At 33.3% G+C, this 20,471-nt stretch carries 16 protein-coding genes and 1 other RNA gene; 11 read left to right on the top strand and 6 right to left on the bottom strand.

The annotated features are described in order from the left end of the window. Positions 1-102: 102 nt before the first annotated feature. Both BM383_RS10140 and BM383_RS10135 read left to right on the top strand, forming a co-directional pair. Complete coding sequence (locus BM383_RS10140) at positions 103-1,650, top strand: FMN-binding glutamate synthase family protein (RefSeq protein WP_093025021.1); 1,548 nt, start codon at positions 103-105, stop codon at positions 1,648-1,650. A 135-nt stretch (positions 1,651-1,785) separates the two neighbouring features. Beyond that, positions 1,786-2,307 carry a DUF7935 family protein gene (locus BM383_RS10135; RefSeq protein ID WP_093025020.1) on the top strand — a complete coding sequence of 174 codons (522 nt, stop codon included), beginning with the start codon at positions 1,786-1,788 and terminating at the stop codon, positions 2,305-2,307. Here the strand turns inward: BM383_RS10135 and BM383_RS10130 are convergent. Next, complete coding sequence (locus tag BM383_RS10130) at positions 2,297-3,211, bottom strand: patatin-like phospholipase family protein (RefSeq protein WP_093025019.1); 915 nt, start codon at positions 3,209-3,211, stop codon at positions 2,297-2,299. The genes BM383_RS10135 and BM383_RS10130 overlap by 11 nt on opposite strands. After that, positions 3,208-5,283 (bottom strand): M1 family metallopeptidase, encoded by a 2,076-nt coding sequence (locus BM383_RS10125; protein ID WP_093025018.1) that lies wholly within the window; start codon positions 5,281-5,283, stop codon positions 3,208-3,210. Before BM383_RS10125 ends, BM383_RS10130 begins: the two co-directional genes overlap by 4 nt. Positions 5,284-5,458: 175 nt before the next feature. Here BM383_RS10125 and recG point away from each other — a divergent pair, with 175 nt between their 5' ends. The 4 genes from recG to BM383_RS10105 all read left to right on the top strand — a co-directional run bounded on the left by recG (position 5,459) and on the right by BM383_RS10105 (position 11,169). After that, complete coding sequence (recG, locus tag BM383_RS10120) at positions 5,459-7,564, top strand: ATP-dependent DNA helicase RecG (protein ID WP_093025017.1); 2,106 nt, start codon at positions 5,459-5,461, stop codon at positions 7,562-7,564. Between the two features lie 126 nt (positions 7,565-7,690). After that, positions 7,691-10,114, top strand: coding sequence for a phenylalanine--tRNA ligase subunit beta (pheT, locus tag BM383_RS10115; protein WP_093025016.1), 2,424 nt, complete (start codon positions 7,691-7,693; stop codon positions 10,112-10,114). A 472-nt stretch (positions 10,115-10,586) separates the two neighbouring features. Then, complete coding sequence (locus BM383_RS10110) at positions 10,587-10,829, top strand: putative signal transducing protein (RefSeq protein WP_093025067.1); 243 nt, start codon at positions 10,587-10,589, stop codon at positions 10,827-10,829. A gap of 76 nt (positions 10,830-10,905) precedes the next feature. After that, a complete protein-coding gene (locus BM383_RS10105; RefSeq protein WP_093025015.1) occupies positions 10,906-11,169 on the top strand; it encodes a putative signal transducing protein in 264 nt (87 codons plus the stop codon). 80 nt (positions 11,170-11,249) lie between these two features. Here BM383_RS10105 and BM383_RS10100 read toward each other — a convergent pair whose 3' ends face one another. Beyond that, positions 11,250-12,875, bottom strand: coding sequence for an ABC-F family ATP-binding cassette domain-containing protein (locus BM383_RS10100; RefSeq protein ID WP_093025014.1), 1,626 nt, complete (start codon positions 12,873-12,875; stop codon positions 11,250-11,252). Between the two features lie 194 nt (positions 12,876-13,069). Between BM383_RS10100 and BM383_RS10095 the strand changes: the two genes are divergently transcribed. Then, positions 13,070-14,512 carry a TlpA family protein disulfide reductase gene (locus BM383_RS10095; protein WP_093025013.1) on the top strand — a complete coding sequence of 481 codons (1,443 nt, stop codon included), beginning with the start codon at positions 13,070-13,072 and terminating at the stop codon, positions 14,510-14,512. 116 nt (positions 14,513-14,628) lie between these two features. On the opposite strand, the gene fsa is transcribed toward BM383_RS10095, so the two are convergent. From fsa to ffs, 3 genes are all read right to left on the bottom strand, one after another. Continuing rightward, positions 14,629-15,285, bottom strand: coding sequence for a fructose-6-phosphate aldolase (fsa, locus tag BM383_RS10090; RefSeq protein WP_093025012.1), 657 nt, complete (start codon positions 15,283-15,285; stop codon positions 14,629-14,631). A 107-nt stretch (positions 15,286-15,392) separates the two neighbouring features. After that, positions 15,393-16,196, bottom strand: a complete 804-nt coding sequence (locus BM383_RS10085) for an SDR family oxidoreductase (RefSeq protein ID WP_093025066.1) — start codon at positions 16,194-16,196, stop codon at positions 15,393-15,395. Positions 16,197-16,281: 85 nt separating this feature from the next. Then, an RNA gene (gene ffs, locus BM383_RS10080) (signal recognition particle sRNA small type) lies at positions 16,282-16,380 on the bottom strand. Between the two features lie 215 nt (positions 16,381-16,595). Here ffs and BM383_RS10075 point away from each other — a divergent pair. From BM383_RS10075 to BM383_RS10060, 4 genes are all read left to right on the top strand, one after another. Continuing rightward, positions 16,596-17,513, top strand: a complete 918-nt coding sequence (locus BM383_RS10075) for a glutaminyl-peptide cyclotransferase (protein WP_245766566.1) — start codon at positions 16,596-16,598, stop codon at positions 17,511-17,513. Between the two features lie 3 nt (positions 17,514-17,516). Beyond that, positions 17,517-17,903 carry an acyl-CoA thioesterase gene (locus tag BM383_RS10070; RefSeq protein WP_093025010.1) on the top strand — a complete coding sequence of 129 codons (387 nt, stop codon included), beginning with the start codon at positions 17,517-17,519 and terminating at the stop codon, positions 17,901-17,903. 84 nt (positions 17,904-17,987) lie between these two features. Beyond that, positions 17,988-19,526 carry a right-handed parallel beta-helix repeat-containing protein gene (locus tag BM383_RS10065; protein WP_093025009.1) on the top strand — a complete coding sequence of 513 codons (1,539 nt, stop codon included), beginning with the start codon at positions 17,988-17,990 and terminating at the stop codon, positions 19,524-19,526. 119 nt (positions 19,527-19,645) lie between these two features. Then, complete coding sequence (locus BM383_RS10060) at positions 19,646-20,398, top strand: SDR family NAD(P)-dependent oxidoreductase (RefSeq protein WP_093025008.1); 753 nt, start codon at positions 19,646-19,648, stop codon at positions 20,396-20,398. Positions 20,399-20,471 lie beyond the last annotated feature (73 nt).

The raw sequence follows: 20,471 nt of genomic DNA, 5'->3' as shown, positions 1-20,471 counted from the left end.
ATTACTTATAAATTAGAGGTCATGTCAAATAACTTTCGAAATTTTTTACAACACATCCACTAAGATTTATAATTTTGCGGCAATCAAAATCAAAACATAATTATGTTAGCAGCTATTACTTCGTTACCATGGTGGTCTTGGATCTTAATAGTATTGGGAATTATAGCACTACGTGATGTACTTTTTCAAAAAAGACATACCATAAGCCATAATTTTCCTATCGTTGGTCATATTAGATATATGTTGGAGAATATTGGTCCGGAATTGCGTCAATATTTGGTTGCCAATAATCGTGAAGAATTGCCATTTAACCGTATTGAAAGAAGCTGGGTTTATGCTTCGGCTAAAAATGAAAACAATTATAAAGGTTTTGGTACCGATAGAGATATTTTCTCTCAGAATTATGTGTTTGTTAATAATAGCATGATTCCGTATAAAATGCCTCTGGGTCATCCAAATATTGAACAAAAAGATACCATTCCATGTGCGAAGGTTATTGGAGCCTATCACAACCGTTTAAAACCTTACAGACCTGCATCTATCATCAACATTTCTGCAATGAGTTTTGGTTCTTTATCCGCAAAGGCGATTGAATCACTGAATTTGGGTGCAAAAAAATGTGGAGCGTATCATAATACGGGTGAAGGTGGTCTTTCGCCTTATCATAAAATGGGTTCTGATATTGTTTTACAAATTGGTACTGCCTACTTTGGGATTAGAGATGAAGAAGGAAATTTTTCAATGGAAAAATTGAAAAAGTTGGTAGAAGATAATCCTCAAATTAGAGCGATTGAAATAAAACTTTCTCAAGGAGCTAAACCAGGAAAAGGTGGTGTACTTCCGGCAAAGAAGATAAGCAAAGAGATTTCCGAAATAAGACATATTCCAATGAACAAAGATGTGATTTCACCGCCTCATCACTCTGCGTTTGATGGTGTAAAAGGTATGGTAGAGTTCATAGAATCTGTTGCTAAAGAAACTGGATTACCGGTTGGAATTAAAGCTGCGATAGGAAAATTGGAAAACTGGAAAGAATTGGTAGACATCATGAAGAAAACCAATAAAGGTCCTGATTTTATTACCATAGATGGCGGTGAAGGTGGAACGGGCGCTGCACCGCCAAGTTTTGCAGACCACGTATCGTTACCTTTTATTTATGCTTTTAGTGAAGTGTATCGTTTGTTCAAGGAAAATGATATTGCTAATCGAGTAGTTTTTATCGCAAGTGGAAAATTAGGCTTTCCAGCACAAGCTGCAAAAGCTTTTGCCATGGGAGCAGATCTTATTAACGTAGCCAGAGAAGCAATGATGAGTATTGGTTGTATTCAAGCGCAGGTTTGTCATACAAACCGATGCCCGGCGGGAGTTGCAACTCAAAATAAATGGCTTCAAAGTGGAATTGATATTCCGTTGAAATCAGATCGTTTGGCGCAATATTTTGTGAAGTTTAGAAAAGAATTTTTAGAAATTACACATGCTTGTGGTTATGAGCATCCTTGTCAATTTACAATGGATGATGTAGAAATGAATTTGGGTGATAAAAACTTAACACAAACATTGGCAGCTATCTATAAATACCACAAAACTAAAGTTCCTTTTGAGGGTGTCGAAAAGTTATTGAATTGTGAATATTTAGGTGGTAAAAACTAGGTTTTCTAAGTTAGAAAATTGTTTTAAGTTTGTGACCGATTCATTTTCACAAAAATGAATCTTTTATGTAAATAATATAGAAATATTGCCTTTTGGCATTTAATCTCGGTAATCGAGCAAATAAAAAATCTTCAAATGGAAGAGCAAATCATTCAGTTATTATTTTATTGTATTCCGGCCATTGTAACCGGAGGTGTAGCGTATTATTTTTTCAGTCTTCATACCAAAAATGAAGAAGGAAGACGTAGATATTTATTACATAAAGAATCGCAAAAAGATGCTTTACCCGTACGTTTGCAAGCTTATGAAAGAATGACCTTATTTTTAGAACGTATTGCTCCTGCTTCCTTGACTATCAATTTAACGCCTGTTACTGATGGAAAAGATGATTACGAGAATAGATTGATTCAGCAAATAGAAACTGAATTCAATCACAATCTTGCCCAACAAATTTATTTAACAGAAGATTGTTGGGGAATTATTAGAGCTGCAAAAAATACAACCATTCAAATGATTCGTAAAATAGCGATGAGTGAAAAAATAGATTCAGCATCTAAATTAAGAGAAGCTATCTTAACCGAATTTATGGATAAGCAAGCTCCATCTGCAACAGCGCTTTCATTTATTAAAAAAGAAGTAAGCGAAATTATTGGTTAATTTCCGGACCTAACTGACTGGTTTCTTTATTTTTTAATTTGGCGTACTCAAAACCACTATGCCACCATGTTTCCATTTTCTTTTTATCAAAAATTAAGGAATTGGTGGTTAAGATCGTAGGTGTATAATAGAAGTTAATTATTGCATTATGTTGGTTCGCTGCAAACTTTCCTATTTTTATATTTTGATGTTCTATTCTATCCAATACAAAGGAAAACATGCTCGTCAACAAAGAAAATGCGTTTCTTGAAGGGAGTTTATTCAATTGAGTTACTTCAGTCTGTAAAATGATTACATCTATGTTTCTAGCGCCTCGTTTTACAGCTTCTTCAATAGGAACCATAATTCCTAATCCGCCATCTGCGTACTCACATCCGTTTTTTTGAACCAAACTCATGAATGGTGTGTAATTGCAAGAAATCCAAATCCATTCGAGAAATTCTTCATAAGAAAAGTCTTTGATAGACTTGTATTCTACTTCATTCATAGAAAGATTTGAAACGGTAACTACAATATCTTTTTTGGAGTTTTTCAGTGTTGAAAATTCTTCCTTCGTTATGGTCTTGAAAATAAGTTTTTTTAGGTTTTGACTTTCCCCAAACGTTTTTCTTCCTTTAAAAAAATTGAGTAGTACATTGAAATGATTTATCCCAATTTCCATTCCTCCATGACGTTTTTTAATGGTGAATGGATTCTGACTAAAAATACTTTTTTGATTTACCGATGTATATACTTTTTTAATCTTGTCTACATTTTGTAACGCCAAATGGCTTACCAACAAACTTCCTGTAGACGTTCCCAAATACAAATCATAATCTCGTCCCATTTCTTCAATGAGATATTGGGCCACGCCACCAGCAAAGGCTCCTTTACTTCCACCACCAGAGATGACTAATGCATTCATAATTTGGTATTTAAATATTTTTGTTCTTTTTCGGTCATTTTTGGCATTAATTCTTTAAAACGAGTTTTGTGCATTTCATCTTTTAAAAGTTGCTCTAGTAGCGAACGCGAAAAACTAGCAAATCGCCATGCCGGATGATGACAACCATTCATTAAATCTAATAAATTCTGATCTGTAAAAGCATCCAATTCTTTTAAAAATGAAAATGCATTTTCACGAACATCAAAACCATATTTAGGACTAGTATAACCAGTTAATTCTAAGAAATACTGCTGTTTATTTTTTTGATCAAACTCTGGAGTTACCAAAGATAAAGCCAACCATAAAATACGAATATTTTTATCATTAAAGCCTTCAATATTCTTTGTTGCTTCTAAATACTTACTACGGTCTTCTTGAAAATTTCCCCATAGCTTGTACAACATATTTTCTTTCGTGTTATAACTTTTATCTTTTAAAAACGACTCAAAAAATTGCTTTTTATTAGCTGGAATTTGACTGGTTTGAACTAAATATTTCTGACGAACTTTTAAATCTTCACTATTCAAAATGGAATTGATATACACAGAATCTTTCAATGCCGAATACTTATATGTAACAATTGCTTCTTTATATTTTGAAGGTAATTGAGCCCAAATGTTTTTAGACTTTTCAGTACTTGAAGCTGTAGAATCTTTAAAATGTACTTCTAATAATTCAGGAATTCCATATGGTTCATCATCAATTAGTTTCATTGCCTCTTCAAAATGAAATGCTGTATCTAATAACCATTTTTGTCTGAAATTCTCAAGATTTTTTCCCGAAGCTTTCTCCATTTCAGTTAAGAAATCATCTGTACTAACGTTCAAAAACTGATATTTTTTCAAATAAGATTTGATTCCTTCTTTAAAAGCCTTCGCTCCTACTTCATGTTTCAAAGCTACTAAAGCCCATGCTCCTTTTTGATAAAATGTGAGACTACTTGCCTTAGCGTTTAAAAGTGATTCTCCATTTCCGTTTTCACTAGCTAATTGCAATTGTTTAGCCGTATCAAACAAAGCTGCTTTAAAATAAGCGTTTCCAAAAACATCCTTTTCTGCCAACAAAGCAAAATAAGTTGCAAAACCTTCTTGTAACCAATGGTCCTCTGGAGATTTTTCAGTGATCAAATCACCAAACCAATGATGCGCCAACTCATGCGCATTTACGTTTACATAATTCCTGTCAATGAATGAAAGCGAGTCTATATAATAACTGTCGTTAAAAATGGTTGCTGTTGTGTTTTCCATACCTCCATACATAAAATCTCTCACCGGAATTTGCTTGTAATTTACCCATGGAAAGTCTACACCAACTTCGTTCTCTAAAAAGTCAAAAATCTGCTTAGAATATCTATAAGTGGGTTCTACGCGCTCTGGTTGATCTGGATAGTAGTATAATTTCAAAGGGATTCCTCTTTCAGAAATCATCTTTTTTTCCTCATATTTTCCGGCAGCTAGTGCTACCAAATAAGAACTCATTGGATGATTCATTTCAAAATTCCAAGTTGTGAGCGTATCTGTGGTTTCGGAATTGGTCAATTTTCCATTGGCAATTACTTGATACCCTTTTGGAAAAGAAATATTCAAATTGAAGATGACTTTTTCATTCACATCATCAAAACTAGGTAACCAATTACTGGTGTATTTTCCTTGACCTTGTGTGTAAACCTGTTTTCTTCCTTCATCGTCCTTCCAACCGAAAAAATACAGTGTTTTAGAAGGTTTGGCAGTATAGGTAAAACTTAACTGATTCTCTTTTTTGGGCTTGAATTTCTTCTGAAGTATGAGATGCTTTTCATCATTTTTAAATTTTACTTTTTTACCATTTACCAATACATTTTCAAACTGCATTCGTTGTGCATCTAAAAAGATGGAATCCACTTTTTCTAAGACATCAAAGCTATAAATAACAGTTCCTGTAACGGTTTGTTGAAAAGGATCTATCGCTATAGTAACATTGGCCGTTTTAAAATCAACGTGTTCAATTTGTTGGGCAAATCCTTGTGAAAATTGAAGTAATAATACCGAAAATAATAAAGAAAAAAATCGCATTAAGTAGTTCTTATTTGATACTAATGTAATGTTTTTGAAATGAATTTTGTTGAAACCAAAAGTTTAAAAACTGAAATGGATAGAAACTAACTGAAATTCAAACTTGAAATGATCTTCTAAAAATTTCTGGTTTTTGCAATTTACTATTTCACTCAAAAAAAACTAAATTCGCCTTATGAATCCCAACTTTCTCAACACTCCTATAGATTACCTTAAACGTGTAGGACCGCAAAGAGCCAATCTTTTGCGCACAGAATTGGGTGTTCATACCTATCAAGATTTGATCAATCTTTTTCCAAATAGATATATTGATAAAACCAAGTATTACAAAATCAACGAGTTGCAGCGTAATAGTACCGAAGTGCAATTGGTTGGTAAAGTAGTACATATGAAAATGGTTGAACAAAAACGAGGAAAACGTTTGGTGGCTATTTTTACTGATGGAACTGCAGAAATGGAATTGGTTTGGTTCAAAGGTCATAAATGGATCAAAGAAGGTGTAAAATTGAATACTCCCTATGTGGTTTATGGAAAAATTAATTGGTTTAATGGAGTTTTCAGCATACCGCATCCAGAAATGGAATTGCTGAAAGATCACGAAGCCAGTTTACGTTCTGCCATGCAACCGGTGTATCCTTCAACAGAAAAACTAACAAAAATCGGGATTAACAATAAGGTTATCAATCAGCTTATTCAGGAACTTTTTAAAGAATCGCAGGGGAAATTTTACGATACCCTTCCCAAGTATTTGTTAGAAGAGCTCAAATTGATCAACAAAGCAGAAGCACTTTTCAATATTCACTTTCCTAGAAATCCTGAAATGTTAGCCAAAGCGCAATACCGATTGAAATTTGAAGAACTTTTTTACATTCAATTTCAATTAATTCGAAAGAATTTAGTTCGAAAGAGCAAAATCAAAGGATACCCCTTTGAAAATGTTGGTAAAAATTTCACGTCTTTCTACAATGAACATCTTCCGTTTGATTTAACCGGTGCTCAAAAAAGAGTGATTAAAGAAATTAGAAAAGATCTTGGGAGTAATGCGCAAATGAATAGATTGCTACAAGGAGATGTTGGTAGTGGAAAAACTATTGTGGCGTTACTTACAGCGCTATTAGCTCTGGATAATGGATTTCAAGCTTGTATTATGGCTCCAACCGAAATTCTAGCAACACAACATTACAATGGGATTTTAGAATTAGTCAAACCACTGAATTTAAACGTAAAACTACTAACAGGTTCAACTAAAACTTCCGATAGAAAAATTATTCATGAAGAACTTCAAAATGGTGATTTATCAATTTTAATTGGTACACATGCTGTTTTAGAAGATAAAGTGAAATTTCAAAATTTAGGTTTAGCCATAATTGATGAACAGCATAGATTTGGTGTTGCTCAACGCGCTAAACTTTGGCGAAAAAACGAAATTCCGCCACACGTTTTGGTAATGACGGCCACTCCTATTCCACGAACATTGGCTATGAGTTTATACGGAGATTTAGATATTTCTGTAATTGATGAACTTCCGCCGGGAAGGAAACCTATTAAAACCGTGCATCGCTATGATGGAAACCGATTGAAAGTTTTTCAGTTCATTAGAGATGAAATAGAAAAAGGTAGACAAGTTTATGTGGTGTATCCACTTATTCAAGAATCAGAATCTATGGATTATAAAGATCTGATGGATGGTTACGAAAGTATTGCTAGGGATTTTCCAGCGCCAAAGTATCAAATTTCAATTGTTCACGGTCAAATGAAACCTGCAGATAAAGATTATGAAATGGATCGTTTTCTACGTGGTGAAACACAAATAATGGTAGCTACTACGGTAATTGAAGTAGGTGTAAATGTTCCCAATGCATCTGTAATGATTATTGAAAGTGCCGAGCGATTTGGTTTGTCACAACTTCACCAATTGCGTGGTCGTGTAGGTCGTGGAGCCGAGCAAAGTTTTTGTATTCTTATGACGGGACATAAATTGTCTGATGACTCTAAAACCCGACTGGAAACCATGACTAGAACCAATGACGGTTTTGAAATTGCTGAAGTTGACCTAAAACTACGTGGACCCGGTAATATTATGGGAACGCAGCAAAGTGGTGTACTTAATCTTAAAATCGCTGATATTGTTAAGGATAACGATATTTTAAAAGTAGCTCGTTATTACGCAATGCGATTATTAAAAGATGATCCTACTCTTCAAAAACCTGAAAACAAAATTGTTAAATACACTTTTGAAAAACTTCAACTTCATAAAAATATCTGGAATTATATAAGTTAAGGTCTTTATCCACTAAAAACCTTGATTTATCAACAGTTTATCTGAAAAACTAAGCCGAATATTTCTATTGAATCACTACTAAAATCGGTTACTATTGTTATCTTTGGGCTTTCAAAAAAATCAACGATGAAGATTTCTTATAACTGGTTAAAACAATTTATAAAGATAGACTGGGATTCTGAACAAACTGCTGAATTACTAACCGATCTTGGGTTAGAAGTTGAAGGAGTTGATGCTTTTGAATCTGTAAAAGGAGGATTGAAAGGCGTTGTTGTAGGTCATGTTTTAGAATGTGAACAACACCCAAATGCAGACCGATTAAAAGTTACCAAAGTAGATTTAGGAAACGGTGAAGTTGTACAAATTGTTTGTGGAGCTCCCAACGTTGCTCAAGGACAAAAAGTTCCGGTTGCAACTATAGGAACTACATTGTACGATGAAAAAGGTGAAGCCTGGAAAATCAAAAAAGGTAAAATCAGAGGTGAAGAAAGTCATGGGATGATTTGTGCTGAAGACGAGCTAGGTTTAGGAAAAAGCCATGATGGAATTATGGTTTTAGACGAAAGCCTTACTCCAGGAACTCCTTGTGCAGAATTGTTTGAAGTAGAGTCAGACGAAGTTTTTGAAATTGGTCTTACTCCAAACCGTGCAGACGCCATGAGTCATTATGGAGTGGCAAGAGATTTAAAAGCTGGTTTACTTCAAAAAGAAATTCATAGCGAATTGATCTCCCCTTCTGTAAGTAGTTTTCATGTTGATAACAGAACGCTTAAAATAGATGTTGAAGTTGAAAATAGTGAATTAGCACCACGTTATTGTGGAGTTACCATTAGCAATTTGGAGGTGAAAGAATCTCCGGCTTGGCTTCAAAATAGATTAAAAGCTATTGGGCTTACCCCAAAAAATAATGTAGTTGACGTTACCAATTATGTAATGCATGAATTGGGTCAACCATTACATGCGTTTGATGCAAATAAAATCAACGGAAATAAAATACAAGTTAAAACAGTTGAAGCAGGTACCAAATTCACAACTTTAGACGAAGTTGAAAGAGAACTTCACGAAGATGATTTGATGATCTGCGATGCTGAAAAACCATTGTGTATTGCGGGAGTTTTTGGTGGAACCAATTCTGGAGTTACGGAATATACAAGAGATATTTTCTTAGAAAGTGCATATTTCAATCCGGTTTCTATTCGTAAAACAGCAAAGCGCCATGCACTGAATACTGATGCTTCTTTCCGTTTTGAAAGAGGAATTGATATCAATTTTACAAAATATGCTTTGTTAAGAGCAGCCTTGTTAATCAAACAAATTGCTGGTGGAATTGTTACTTCGGAAGTTGCAGATTTCTATCCTAAAAAGTTCGAAGATTTCCCGGTATTCTTAACGTTTGAAAAAGTAAACAAATTGGTTGGACAAAACATTCCAACGGAAACTATCAAATCTATACTTTCTTCTTTAGAGATTAAAGTAAACAGCGTTACCGAAGCAGGGATTGGAGTTACCATTCCATCCTATCGTGTAGACGTTCGTAGAGAAGCTGATGTTATTGAAGAAATTCTCCGTGTTTACGGTTATAATAATATTGAGTTTACTGAAAAATTAAACGCTTCAATTTCAAACTCTTCAAAATTTGAAGATTATAAAATTCAAAATGTTATTGCTAATCAGTTAATTTCTCAAGGCTTCAATGAGATTATGGCTAACAGTTTAACTACAGCCAATTACGTAGCCTTAAGCGAGCAATTAAAAGAAGAGCACAATGTAGAAATGCTGAATCCATTAAGTAGTGATTTGGGCGTTATGCGACAATCTATCTTATTTTCTGGATTAGAAGCGGTTGCTTACAACATTAATAGAAAGCGTGCTGACCTTAAGTTTTTTGAGTTCGGTAAATCGTATCACAAATATCAAGAATATACTGAAAACAAACACTTGAGTGTTTTTGTAACCGGTAACAGATATCAAGAAAGTTGGAATACACAATCTACCATAAGTGATTTCTTTTATTTAAAAGGAATTGTAGAAACCTTACTGGGAAGATTGGGAATTACAAACATTAAAACGAGTCCTGCAAAAAGTGACATTTTTTCGGAAGCTATAGCTATTAGCTTTGCAAAAACTAAGCTAGTTGAGTTTGGTAAAGTGAAAAAATCTGTTCTAAAAGCTTTTGATATTAAACAAGAGGTTTTGTTCGCTGACTTCAATTGGGATGCCGTTTTGGAAGTTGCTACATATCAAAAAATTCAATATCAAGATATTCCAAAATATCCTGAAGTGAGAAGAGATTTAGCGCTTTTATTAGACAATAAAGTGTCTTTCAATGAAATTTATACTATTGCCAAACAAACGGAAAAAGGCTTACTAAAAGAAGTAAATCTATTTGATGTGTACGAAGGTGATAAACTTCCGGAAGGTAAGAAGAGTTATGCGATCAGCTTTATTCTTCAAGATCAAAATAAGACTTTGAATGATAAACAAATTGATAAAGTAATGACCAAATTGCAAGAAAACTTTGAAAAGCAAGTTGGAGCTACATTAAGATAATTTCATCAATTTCTATAAAACAAAAGCCACTGTAGATAAATACAGTGGCTTTTTTATTTCAAGCTAATTTTGCCCCTTAAAAATTTAATCATAAATAAATGATTTTTGCTTGAAATATTTGGTCTGAGAAACAACAATTATAAAACTCATGAAATATCAGTTTATTTTGTTGAATTTCTCTTTTAGCTATTTTTTAAGAAAGATTAACATACATAATCACGTAGTAACAGTTGTAAGCAGACTTACTATTTTATTTCATACATAGATGAGAGTCTCATCATTTCCGCTCTTTTAGGAAAACATTAATGTTTCCTTTTAAAAATTACTTAAATCTTACTCTTTTTGTTTGACACACAAGTTTTCTTTTAATCAAAGTAATACCTTTAAATATGCTTACGCATTATTCGAAGGTAAAATATAAGTAAGCATATATGAAAAAGTAGATTTTATAATGCCTAAAAAACAAATTGCTATGAAAGATTATCAAAAAATTTATGAAGGAAATATGATCGAGGCGCAAAAATTAGTAAGTATGTTAAAAGATCATAGAATTAGCCCAGTTATTAAAGATGAAACAGAATCTGGTAGACTGGCTGGTTTTGCACCCAATATTATAGGAAATGTACAAGTGTTTGTTCATAAAGATGAACTATCTGTTACAAAATATGTTATAGCTAGTTTAGAACCCTCTGAAGAGTCTATAAGAATGAGTTAAAAACCATATTAAAAAATGTTAACTGTTTGAAATCAACATCAACATCCATTTAAATTTGTAAGAAAAGAAATGAAATATGGATCAGAAAAAAAATGATGTTCACAAAGTTTACACCGGGCCAATGATTACTGCCCAAATGATCATGGAAAGATTGGAAGACAGAGGAATTGAAACCATTCAGGAAGATGATTACTTTTCAGGAACCGAACCTAATACCGAAGAAGGTGTTGTTGAAAACATTGATGTTTACGTAGACAAAGACGATTTGGTAAAGGCTCAACAAGTTATAGAAGAATCATACACCGATCTTTTAGATGATAACAATAACACATATTACTAATTTCTGTTTTTAGTCGAAATTAGAAAGATTAAAAAAGGAGGCAATTTGCCTCCTTTTTACTTTATAAAATTATCTGTATGCTATTTAGCATACATGCTAGCTCTTTGTTCTTTAATTTTAGGATCATCCATATAATCATCAAACGTAAGATACCTATCAATAACTCCATTTGGTGTTAATTCTATAATTCTATTTGCTACTGTTTGTGCAAACTCGTGGTCATGCGTTGTAAACATTACTGTACCTGGGAAATTTTTCAAAGAATTATTAAACGCTGTAATACTTTCAAGATCCAGGTGGTTTGTAGGTTCATCTAGCATTAAAATATTTGCTCTCAACATCATCATTCTACTTAGCATGCAACGTACTTTTTCTCCTCCAGAAAGTACATTACATTTTTTAAGTGCTTCTTCCCCACTGAACAACATTTTTCCTAAGAAACCACGAATGTGTACTTCTTCTCTTTCTTCTTCAGTTTTTGCCCATTGACGTAACCAATCTACCAAATTCAAATCGTTCTCAAAGTATTCTGAATTATCTACAGGAAGGTATGATTGTGTTGTGGTAACTCCCCAACTATATTTACCGCTATCAGCTTCTTTTTTACCGTTGATAATTTCATAAAAAGCAGAAGTTGCTCTTGAATCTCTAGAAATTAAAGCTACTTTATCGCCTTTCGCCAAATTAACGTCGATGTCTTTGAACAATAATTCTCCATCAATAGAAGCAGATAAGTTTTCAACGTTTAATATTTGATCACCTGCTTCACGCTCTCTTTCAAATATAATGGCAGGATATCTTCTGCTTGAAGGTTTTATTTCATCTACCTTCAATTTATCTAACATTTTTTTACGTGAAGTTGCTTGTTTAGATTTTGCAACGTTAGCACTAAAACGCTGAATAAATTCTTGTAATTCTTTCGCTTTTTCTTCAGCTTTTTTGTTTTGTTGAGCTCTTTGTCTTGCAGCTAACTGACTACTTTCATACCAGAAAGTATAGTTACCAGAGTAGTGATTAATCTTTCCAAAATCGATATCAGAAATATGCGTACATACAGCATCCAAAAAGTGACGGTCGTGAGATACTACAATTACCGTATTGTCATAATTGGCAAGGAAATTTTCTAACCAAGAAATGGTTTCAAAATCCAAGTCGTTGGTAGGCTCATCCATGATTAATACATCAGGATTTCCAAAAAGTGCTTGTGCCAATAACACACGTACTTTTAGTTTACCATCCAAATCAACCATTTGTGTATAATGTAGATCTTCTGAAATACCTAAGTTAGACAACATTGCAGCTGCATCGCTATCTGCATTCCAACCGTTCATTTCTTCAAAAACAATTTGCAACTCTCCTACTCTGTCAGAATCAGCATCATTAAAATCTGGTTTTGCGTACAAATCATCCATCTCTTTTTTGATAGCAAACAATTCTTTATTTCCACGAATTACCGTTTCTAGCACTGTAAATTCATCATATGCATAGTGATCTTGTTCCAAAACCGACATACGTTTGCCTGGTTCCAAGTGAACACGACCACTGGTAGGATCCATTTTTTTGGATAAAATCTTTAAAAATGTAGATTTTCCGGCACCGTTGGCACCAATAATTCCGTAGCAATTTCCTTGAGTAAAAGTTACGTTTACTTCGTCAAATAAAACTCTTTTACCAAATTGAACAGATAAATTAGAAACTGATAGCATATAGGATATAGTATTATATGTTTTTTGAAAGTGCAAAAGTAATAAATATCTATAGAATGATTTATAAACAATTGAATCTTATTCTCATTGCTTCTATTTTAACTAGCTATTAACAACTTCAAAAACTCCACTTGCTTAGATTTGTAACTAATTCCCTGAAAAACTTATTTCTAGCGAAAAGATTTTTACCCTTTATGAAGAATTATGTGTTAATAGCCTTGGTTTTAACCTTGGTGAGCTGTGGAGATGATGATGACGAAACCTATTTTGGAGGAGAAATTGTAAATCCAAAAACTAATTCTGTAGTTTTATTTAAAGATGGATCTCCAGTAGACACTGCCAAATTGGACAGTAGAAATAGATTCCTTTTTAAATTTTCTTCATTAGAAAGTGGATTATACTATTTCTATAATCAACCAGAATACCAATATATTATTTTAGAGCAAGGTGATAGTCTTTTATTAAGATTAAATACGTATGATTTTCATGAATCCCTTGTCTATAGTGGAAAAGGCGCTGAGAAAAATAACGTGCTTATAGCTCAATTTCTTCAAGATAAAAAGGATAAACAATTTATACGTAGAAATCTTGTGGAGCTTTCTCCAGATGGTTTTAAATTACGTATCGACTCTATGTACGCATCTAAATTAGAAAAGTTAGATCGATTTTTTGAAAATTATCATAGTACTGAAATTACCGAAGATATTTTGATTAATGATGCAGGGTATAGACTGTTTAGATATGCAGAAATTTATCCTTATTTACATTATAAATACACCAACGAAAGATCTAAGAAAGTACCAGATAACTTTTATAGCTTTAGAGAACTTCTAGACTCTAAAGATGATAGGTATGCTCATTTTGACCCTTATCTTAGATATCTAAAACTATATGTTTCTGGAAAAGCATATGACTTGGCTGCAGATATACATAAAAATTATTCCGCTTACGAAATAATTCAAAGTAATGAATATCATAATGAAAAACTTAAAATAATAGAAGATCAGCTGAAGAACTATCCATTGAGCAAAAATAAATTACTTCGAAATGCAGCTTACACCTTTTATTTAGACGAACGAAGAGATGCTTCTTATGATGAAACCTATTTAGAAAATTTCAAGTCATACGTATCAGACACTACTGCTATTTTTAAGGAAATTAATGAGATTCACGAAAATCTTGATAATCTAAAAAAGGGAAAAAGAGTAAAAAGTATTAATTTCATTAATTTCTCAGGAAACACTATAAATATACAAGACACAAATCACGATAAATTGACGGTATATTATTTTTGGGCACGTCATCAAAATAATCATTTTAAGGACATCCTAAATCGAGTTCATGTACTGGAAGATAAATATCCAAAAATTAATTTTGTAGGTATTAATAAAGATTTGAATCAGGACGATTGGAAGAAAACCTTAGCTACTTACAGACTAAATCCAGATAATCAATATAGAATAAATAATTACGATAGTGTAAGTAGAAAATTGATGTTAAGTAAAATGAATAAAGTACTTATTATTAATAAAGATGAAATTATAGTAGATGCATTTGCAGATATTTACGCTACAAATTTTGAAACTCTACTATCGTCTTATAGAGGAAACTATTATTCTAGAACTTCTAAGAATTAATTAAAACAATATAATAGTATTATAAATGAAAAGCGCATTGAAATTCAATGCGCTTTTTCGATATCCAAATATAAACTTTTACATCAATGAAAGTTTATGTTGTTACGAGTGATTTACTACTCGTTCCCTTTTTTATAATCAGCTAAGAATTTTTCTAAACCGATATCTGTAAGTGGGTGTTTCAATAATCCAGTGATAGATGATAATGGCCCAGTCATAACGTCAGAACCAATTTTAGCACAGTTAATTACGTGCATTGTGTGACGTACAGAAGCTGATAAAATTTGAGTTTCAAAACCATAATTATCATAGATATGTCTAATTTCCTCGATAAGGTTTAAACCATCTGTAGAAATATCATCTAATCTTCCTAAGAAAGGAGAAACGTACGTTGCACCAGCTTTAGCCGCTAACAAAGCTTGCCCTGCACTAAATACTAATGTAACGTTAGTTTTAATTCCTTTATCAGTAAAATATTTACAAGCTTTTACACCATCTTTGATCATTGGTAATTTCACAACGATTTGATCGCTAAGAGCAGCAAGTTCTTCACCCTCTTTTACCATGTTTTCAAAATCGGTAGCAATTACTTCAGCAGAAACATCTCCGTCAACAATATCACAAATGTCAACGTAATGTTTTAAGATATTTTCTTTTCCTGTAATTCCTTCTTTAGCCATTAACGATGGGTTTGTAGTAACGCCATCTAAAACTCCTAAATCTTGAGCTTCTTTGATTTGATCTAAGTTTGCAGTGTCAATAAAAAATTTCATTGTCTCTATTTTTGTTTCAAAGTTATGTTTTATATATGATTATAAGATATTTAAAATCTTAAATGTATACAAAAGTTTTTATAAGTGTAAAAAGTACATTTACAAATTTATAATTTATAATGATTCATAAGCATTTTTTCATAAATTTTATCTGGTAAAATTCTTTTTAATACAATGGAGAATTTTTGTAGCGGTGCTCCTACTTTATAATGAATTTTTGGCTTTTCGGTTTCAATAACTTCCAAAATAGCTTTTGCCATGTCATTTGGATCACTACCGCCATCCACATGAGCATCCATTGTTTCCAAAGAATAACCATAGGTATCTTCATAAGCAGAACCTTTCACCAAAGGAGCATGGTATCTTCCCGAAGCAATATTGGTGGCAAAATCACCTGGAGCTACATTCGTAATTTGAATATTGAACGGTTTTACCTCCATTCTAAGTGCTTCCGTAACCAATTCTAATGCTCCTTTACTAGCAGAATAAACACTTCTAAACGGTAAACCCATATAACCAGCTATAGAAGTTACATTAATAATGGTTCCACCTTTTTGAGCACGCATAGCTGGTAAAACAGCCTTCATTACCTCAATGGGACCAAAAAGGTTGGTTTCAAAATTGTTTTTTATTTCTTCTGCGGGAATTTCTTCAAGTGGACCTGTAATTCCTACTCCAGCATTATTGATGAGTACATCAATTCTTTTTTCTTTTTCTAATACAGTTTGAATAGCAGTTTGAATACTTGTAGTATATCTAACATCTAAAGCAACCAAAGGAAAAGGAGAATCAGTGATTCTTGAAGGATTTCTGCTAGTTCCGTAAACGATATAGTTTTTAGTTTTTAAGAAAGTGCCAACAGCTTTACCAATTCCTGAAGACGCTCCTGTAATAAATACCACTTTTGGCATTGATTTTATGGTTTTAGGTTCTTTACAAAGAAACAAAAAAATACAGGATAAATTGGAAAAAGTAATGTTGAAATACGGGTACAAAAAAAGGCAAGCTACCTTCATCGCACCGCTACAACCACATACCCTTGCTGCGTTCCCACCCTGGGGGATTCTGCAGGAGCTGGTCGTGAAGGACTTGCCGGGTGCAAATATACAATCTTTTTATTTTCAGACAACCATTTCTAGGTATAAATTAAATTCTCTAACTTGCCGTAAATACTAAGAAAAGTGATGAATTTATATAAATATTTGGCAGTCATAAGCTTATCTGCAACAGTGCTCTCATGCGGAGGAAAAAAAAGTAATAAAAAAAATAATTTTTCTGTCGAAATAACGAGTAAAAACAAAGAATTTAAGGTGAACGATACCCTAAAATTCAACTTGAAAAACGCAGATGGTCGTTCTACTTCACAAATTTCTTATTACATAGGAGAAACTAAAGTTCCTGAGGAAAATGGTCAAATTATATTGAAAGATATACCACTAGGAAGCCAAAACTTTAGAGCAGTTATAAATTCTGAAGACAAAACAGAATCGCTTTCCCAGAACATTAAAATTTATGCTGATGAAGCTCCTACTATTTATAATGTGAAAATTTTAAAAGAATATCCTCACGATATTGAAGCATATACACAAGGCTTAGAATTTTACAAAGATACTTTATATGAAAGTACCGGATTGAGAGGAAAATCATCTTTACGAAAAACCGATTATAAAACTGGTGAAGTTTTACAAAAGATAGATTTGGACCCAACGTACTTTGGTGAAGGAATTACAATATTAAATGATAAAATCTACATGCTTACCTGGCAGAGTATGCTTGGTTTTGTATATGATGTCAATTCTTTTGAGAAATTGAAAGATTTTAGATTCGAAGAAAGCAAAGAAGGTTGGGGATTGTGTAATAATGGTAAAACATTATTTAAAAGTGATGGTTCAGAGAAAATTTGGACACTGAATACAGAAACATTAGAGGAAAATTCAAATTTTCAATTGGTTACCAATAAAGCTATCTATTCCAAAGCAAATGAACTTGAATATGTAGATGGGCTTATTTACGCAAATAGCTACACCCACGATGGTATTATGATTATCGATCCTACTTCGGGAGCTATTAAAGGAGTTGTAGATTGCCGTGGGCTAAAAGAAAAGGTTACACAACACAATAAATTGGATGTATTAAATGGAATTGCGTACAATCCTAAAACAAAAACATTCTTTATCACCGGTAAAAATTGGGATAAAATGTTTGAAGTTACTTTTGAACCTAAATAAATTATGAAGTTTTTTGAAAGTACGCTTACCGTTACTAAAGAACATTTAGATGCGCTAAACCATGTAAACAATGTAGTGTATGTACAATGGATTCAAGATATAGCTACCAAGCACTGGAATGCTGTTGCTCCAAAGGATTTTGCAGAACAATACATTTGGGTTGTTGCAGCACATCATATTTATTACAAAGGAGAAAGTGTTCTTGGAGATAAACTGTTGCTTAAAACTTACATAGAAGATAACCATGGAGTTATTTCAAACCGAAAGGTAGAAATCTATAAGAATGAAAAGCTTATTCTAACAGCAAACACAGAATGGTGTTTATTAACCATCGCTACTAAAAGGCCAACCCGAATTCCACAAGAAATTAAAGATTTATTCGTTTCCTAAAATCAATTAAAAAGACTGGTAAAACATTGGTTTGCACACCATAATGTCTATTTTTACGTTCTCATTGCGCATACAACCTATTCTATGAAAAAAATCATTACTATTTTAGGCTTGGTCATAGCCACTATCTGTATTTCTTCGTGCCGCAAAGACTTTGAATTCACACCTTCTACAGGAGCTTTAGAGTTTTCAAAAGACACGATTTATTTAGACACCGTTTTTACAGATATCGGTTCTAGTACCTATACGCTAAAAGTCTATAATCGTAGTGATAATAATATTGAGATTCCTACGGTTCGCTTAGGCGAAGGAGCTAGTTCTAAGTTTAGATTGAATGTAGATGGTATGGCTGGTAAAGAGTTTAACAATGTAGAATTGTTAGCAAAAGACAGTATGTTCATTTTTGTGGAAACCACTGTGGATATTACAGAACTTACCGCTACTGAAACACAATATTTGTATACCGACGCCATTGAATTTGATACCGAAAGTAACCTTCAAAAAGTTGAATTGGTCACCTTAGTTCAAGATGCAGTTTTTCTGTATCCAAATAGATATGCTGATGGAACTACCGAAGTACTAACACTCGGTACCGGTGAAGATGCCTCAGATATCTACGGCTTTGTTCTAGACGATGATGAACTGCATTTCACCAATGAAAAACCTTATGTTATTTATGGGTATGCGGCAGTGGCTTCTAATAAAACCTTAACTATGGATGCCGGTACTCGCGTTCACTTTCATGCAGATTCAGGAATTATTGTAGGTGATGAAGCTAGTTTACAAGTAAATGGTGATGTAAGTACAGATGTCGAACTATTAGAAAACGAAGTTATTTTTGAAGGTGACCGATTGGAACCAGATTATGCAGATGTTCCCGGGCAATGGGGAACTATTTGGCTTACTGCAGGAAGTACCAATCATTATATCAATCACTTAACGATAAGAAATGCCTCTGTAGGTTTGCTTATGGATAGCAATGATGGAAATGATGTTACGTTGTCTATCAATAATTCGCAAATTCATAATAGTGCTTCTTACGGACTTTGGTCGCAAACCGGACATATTGCAGCTGAAAACCTAGTAATTGGTAATGCTGGTGTCAATGCGCTATTCTGTAGTTATGGCGGTAACTATACCTTTAAACATTGTACATTTGCAAACTATTGGCAAAACGGATATCGCGGTGATCCAGCGGTAATGGTAACCAATTATTTGATCCTAGAAGACGGCTCAGCCATTGTACAAGATTTAGATCATTGCGACTTCTACAACAGTATCATTTATGGTAGCAACAACGTGGAGTTTGGACTAGCTTATACAGAAGAAGCTGCTTTTAATTATTCAGTATCCAATTCTTTAATTCGATTTAATCCTTACGGAAGTTATGATGAAGAATTGTATGATTTTGAAAATACAGATCTCTATACGAGTATCATCCGAAATGAAGCACCTATCTTTTTAGATACAGATGGCAGTGATTTTCATATTAGTGACGAGTCACCTGCAAATGGTACGGCAAGTGCCACTTCTGGGGTTGTCCCTGTGGATATTTTAGGAACTACACGATCTGTTTCTGCACCAGATATGGGAGCATATGAATCTACCGTTTGGGAAGATTAACTTCAAACAAGTTACTATACTCATTTATAGTGACTCCCCACATTCTTTATGATATCTATAAGAAGCAATGGGAAGTATTATCTGTAATTTTATTCCATATTAAAATCAATTAAATTATTATGAGTTTATTACAAGATAAAGTTGCTATAGTTACCGGTGCCGGTTCTGGTATTGGTAAAAGCACTGCCCTACTTTTTGCTGAAAATGGAGCTAAAGTAGTGGTAACCGACATTAACGAAGAAAACGGAAACAAAGTTGTTGAAGAAATTAAAGCTACTGGTGGTGAAGCTATTTTTGTAAAAGCAGATACTTCTAAAGTTGAAGATTCTGAAACTACTGTAAACAAAGCTATTGAATCTTTTGGAAAACTTGATGTAGCCGTAAACAATGCAGGTATTGGTGGACCTACACAAGCGGTTGGAGAATATGATATTGATGCTTGGAACAAAGTAATCAACATCAACTTAAACGGAGTGTTCTACGGATTACGTTATCAAATTCCTGCTATGGTGAAAAATGGCGGTGGGTCTATCATCAACGTTGCTTCTATTTTAGGAGCTGTTGGTTTTGCGAACTCATCTGCTTATGTAGCCGCAAAACATGGTGTAGTTGGACTTACAAAAAATGCAGGACTAGAATATGCTACAAAAGGTGTACGTGTCAACGCAGTAGGACCTGCTTTTATAGAAACTCCACTTGTAAAATCATCTTTAAGTGATGAAGCGTATAATGCATTGGCAAATATGCATGCCATGGAGCGTTTGGGACAACCAAAAGAAGTTGCTGAACTTTTCTTATGGTTGGCAAGCGACAAAGCTTCTTTTGCCACAGGAGCTTACTACCCAATTGATGGTGGATATTTAGCTAAATAATATATCAAAATACGTCATAAAAAAATCCGGCTATAGCAGCCGGATTTTTTCGTTTATAATATTCTCTAAAATT

This window comes from Pustulibacterium marinum (assembly GCF_900116665.1).
GTDB lineage: Bacteria > Bacteroidota > Bacteroidia > Flavobacteriales > Flavobacteriaceae > Pustulibacterium > Pustulibacterium marinum.
Note: the sequence above shows the minus strand (reverse complement) of the source record. Positions and strands in the feature narration are given on the sequence as shown.

What these genes read in the sequence shown, in the direction of transcription:
- BM383_RS10140 (WP_093025021.1), top strand. Translation starts at nt 103, where the DNA reads ATGTTAGCAGCTATTACTTCGTTACCATGGTGGTCTTGGATCTTAATA.
- BM383_RS10135 (WP_093025020.1), top strand. Translation starts at nt 1,786, where the DNA reads ATGGAAGAGCAAATCATTCAGTTATTATTTTATTGTATTCCGGCCATT.
- BM383_RS10130 (WP_093025019.1), bottom strand. Translation starts at nt 3,211, where the DNA reads ATGAATGCATTAGTCATCTCTGGTGGTGGAAGTAAAGGAGCCTTTGCT.
- BM383_RS10125 (WP_093025018.1), bottom strand. Translation starts at nt 5,283, where the DNA reads ATGCGATTTTTTTCTTTATTATTTTCGGTATTATTACTTCAATTTTCA.
- recG (WP_093025017.1), top strand. Translation starts at nt 5,459, where the DNA reads ATGAATCCCAACTTTCTCAACACTCCTATAGATTACCTTAAACGTGTA.
- pheT (WP_093025016.1), top strand. Translation starts at nt 7,691, where the DNA reads ATGAAGATTTCTTATAACTGGTTAAAACAATTTATAAAGATAGACTGG.
- BM383_RS10110 (WP_093025067.1), top strand. Translation starts at nt 10,587, where the DNA reads ATGAAAGATTATCAAAAAATTTATGAAGGAAATATGATCGAGGCGCAA.
- BM383_RS10105 (WP_093025015.1), top strand. Translation starts at nt 10,906, where the DNA reads ATGGATCAGAAAAAAAATGATGTTCACAAAGTTTACACCGGGCCAATG.
- BM383_RS10100 (WP_093025014.1), bottom strand. Translation starts at nt 12,875, where the DNA reads ATGCTATCAGTTTCTAATTTATCTGTTCAATTTGGTAAAAGAGTTTTA.
- BM383_RS10095 (WP_093025013.1), top strand. Translation starts at nt 13,070, where the DNA reads ATGAAGAATTATGTGTTAATAGCCTTGGTTTTAACCTTGGTGAGCTGT.
- fsa (WP_093025012.1), bottom strand. Translation starts at nt 15,285, where the DNA reads ATGAAATTTTTTATTGACACTGCAAACTTAGATCAAATCAAAGAAGCT.
- BM383_RS10085 (WP_093025066.1), bottom strand. Translation starts at nt 16,196, where the DNA reads ATGCCAAAAGTGGTATTTATTACAGGAGCGTCTTCAGGAATTGGTAAA.
- BM383_RS10070 (WP_093025010.1), top strand. Translation starts at nt 17,517, where the DNA reads ATGAAGTTTTTTGAAAGTACGCTTACCGTTACTAAAGAACATTTAGAT.
- BM383_RS10065 (WP_093025009.1), top strand. Translation starts at nt 17,988, where the DNA reads ATGAAAAAAATCATTACTATTTTAGGCTTGGTCATAGCCACTATCTGT.
- BM383_RS10060 (WP_093025008.1), top strand. Translation starts at nt 19,646, where the DNA reads ATGAGTTTATTACAAGATAAAGTTGCTATAGTTACCGGTGCCGGTTCT.